This window comes from Mesorhizobium sp. M7A.F.Ca.AU.002.02.1.1 (assembly GCF_003998535.1).
GTDB lineage: Bacteria > Pseudomonadota > Alphaproteobacteria > Rhizobiales > Rhizobiaceae > Mesorhizobium > Mesorhizobium ciceri.
Window position 1 is genome coordinate 1 of the sequence record NZ_RZPB01000797.1, and the last position, 2650, is coordinate 2650.

Sequence of the window (2650 nt, forward strand, 5' to 3'; positions counted from 1 at the left end):
AAACAGCGGCAGCGTCGTCTTGATACCGTCGACGACGAACTCGTCCAGGGCGCGGCGCAGGCGCATCATGCACTCGACGCGGTTACGCCCATGTACAATCAGCTTGCCGATCAGGCTGTCGTAATAGGGCGGGATCTTGTAGCCGGAATAGACGCCGGAATCGACGCGGATGCCCAGACCACCCGGTGTGTGGAAATGGGTGATCGTACCGGGCGAGGGGGTGAAGGTGCGTGGGTCCTCGGCGTTGATGCGGCATTCGATGGCGTGGCCGTTGAACTTGATGTCCTCCTGCTTCACCGAGAGGCCGCCGCCGGAAGCGACGCGGATCTGCTCATGCACGAGATCGATGCCGGTGATCGCTTCCGTCACCGGATGCTCGACCTGCAGGCGCGTGTTCATCTCGATGAAATAGAACTCGCCATTTTCGTAGAGGAACTCGATCGTGCCGGCGCCGGAATAGCCGAGGTCGGCGATCGCCTTGGCGCAGATGCCGCCGATACGGGCGCGCTCTTCGGCATTGAGGGCCGGCGAGGGCGCCTCTTCCCAGACTTTCTGGTGGCGGCGCTGCAAGGAACAGTCGCGCTCGCCGAAATGCACGCCGCGGCCAAAGCCGTCGCCGAACACCTGCACCTCGATATGGCGCGGCTTTTCCAGGTATTTCTCGATGTAGACCGCATCGTCGCCGAAGGCCGCACCGGCTTCCGTGCTCGCCGTTTGCAAGGCGACCTCAAGGTCGGCCTCGGTAAGCGCTACCTTCATACCGCGCCCGCCACCACCGGCCGATGCCTTGATGATCACGGGATAGCCGATCTCGGCGGCAATGCGCCTGGCTTCCTTTTGGTCGGTGACGGCACCGTCCGAACCGGGCACAACCGGAATGCTGAGGCGCTTGGCGGTTCGCTTGGCCTCGATCTTGTCGCCCATGATGCGGATATGGTCGCCGGACGGACCGATGAAGGTGATGTTGTGCGCGGCCAGTATGTCGGCGAACTTGGCGTTCTCCGACAGGAAGCCGTAGCCCGGATGCACGGCGTCGGCGCCGGTGATTTCGCAGGCCGCAACGATCTGATGGATGTTGAGATAGCTGTCGCGCGATGGCGGCGGACCGATGCAGACGCTCTCGTCCGCGAGCCGCACATGCATGGCGTCGGCATCGGCGGTCGAATGCACCACCACCGTCTGGATGCCGAGTTCCTTGCAGGCGCGCAGTACCCGGAGGGCGATTTCGCCGCGATTGGCGATGAGGATCTTCTGAAACATCAGGCCCGCTCTACTCGATCACGACGAGCGGCATGCCATATTCGACCGGCTGCGAATCCTCGAAAAGGATCGCGGTCACCGTGCCGGCGCGTGGCGAGGGGATCTGGTTCATCGTCTTCATTGCTTCGATGATCAGCAGCGTCTGGCCTTCCTTGACCTTCTGGCCGACTTCGATGAATGCCTTGGCGTCCGGCGACGGAGCCAAATAGGCCGTGCCGACCATCGGTGAGGTGACCGCATTCTTGGAAAGGTCCGCCACCACAGGCACGGCAACGGCGGCAGCCTGCGCTGCTGCCGGCGCATAGGCCGGTTGCGGCGCCGCGATTGCATGAACGGCCGGCGCCTGCCGCGAGACGCGCACCTTCAGGTCGCCCAGTTCAACCTCGATCTCGGTGAGATTGGTGTCGTTCAGTATGCCCGCCAGATCGCGGATCAGTTGCTGGTCAACACCGGTCTTCTTTATCGACATTTTCGAGCCTTCTGTTTGTTGGCCGGTCATAGGCGTGCGGCCAGCGCCTGTAGCGCCAGCGTATAGCCGAGCGGCCCAAAGCCACAGATCATGCCGACGGCGACCGGCGCGACCATGGAGACGTGGCGGAATGGTTCCCGCGCATGGATGTTGGAAAGATGAACTTCGGCCACCGGCAATGGTGCGACGGCGCGGATGGCGTCGTGGATGGCAATCGAGGTGTGGCTGTAGGCGCCCGGGTTGATGACGATGCCGACAGCCTTGTCGCCGGCTTCCTGAATCCAGTCGACAAGGTCGCCCTCATGGTTCGACTGGCGGAAATCGATCTCGAACCCCAGCGCCGTGCCTGCCTGCTTGCAGTCGTCGGCGATCGCGGCAAGCGTCTTGCCGCCATAGATGCCCGGCTCGCGCTTGCCGAGCGCGTTGAGATTGGGACCGTTCAGGACGAAAACCGTTTTCAAAAAAGCCGACCTTTCCCGGCGCCGTCATCAAGCCGGCGCGCTGGGCCCTCTATAATGGGCATAGCCGCCCGCGGAAAGAGCGCAAGTGCGTTCTTTCACTGTCCACAACAGGCGGAAATGTGCCAGTGAGAGATAGCTGGCGAGCAAGATCAGAGCGCGGCTTTCGCCGCCTCGATCTTTTCAGCCAGCACTTCCTGCCCGAGCGCCCCGAACACCACCTCGTTGCCGACGACATAGGACGGCGTTCCGGTGATCGCCAGTTTGTTGGCAAGATCGTAGGTCTTGGCGAGGGCCTCGTTGATTGTCGGGTCCTTCATCTTCTCGCGCAGCGCCGCTTCGTCGGCGCCGAGCGACAGCGCGACCTTCATGGCCGCCGCCTCGGTGGCGCGTCCCTGACCGCCGAGCAACGCATTGTGGAACTCGCCGTACTTTTCCGGGTGCATCAGGTGGAAGGCCATCG

Annotated in this window: 4 protein-coding genes; all 4 read right to left on the minus strand. The window is 63.0% G+C overall.

What is annotated here, in order from left to right; translation table 11 throughout:
- Positions 1-1260 (minus strand): acetyl-CoA carboxylase biotin carboxylase subunit (accC, locus tag EN879_RS31415; protein WP_127274503.1); only part of this gene is annotated, 1260 nt, incomplete at its 3' end.
- A 10-nt stretch (positions 1261-1270) separates the two neighbouring features.
- Positions 1271-1729: an acetyl-CoA carboxylase biotin carboxyl carrier protein gene (gene accB, locus EN879_RS31420; protein WP_013531358.1), complete on the minus strand. Its 459-nt coding sequence runs from the start codon at positions 1727-1729 to the stop codon at positions 1271-1273.
- 26 nt (positions 1730-1755) lie between these two features.
- Positions 1756-2190 (minus strand): type II 3-dehydroquinate dehydratase, encoded by a 435-nt coding sequence (gene aroQ / locus EN879_RS31425; protein ID WP_013531359.1) that lies wholly within the window; start codon positions 2188-2190, stop codon positions 1756-1758.
- A 149-nt stretch (positions 2191-2339) separates the two neighbouring features.
- On the minus strand, positions 2340-2650 hold a 311-nt coding region (locus EN879_RS31430), incomplete at its 5' end, for a DsbA family protein (RefSeq protein WP_206521037.1).

Coding starts and splice junctions, on each gene's coding strand:
- accB (WP_013531358.1), bottom strand. CDS start 1,729: ATGTCGATAAAGAAGACCGGTGTTGACCAGCAACTGATCCGCGATCTG.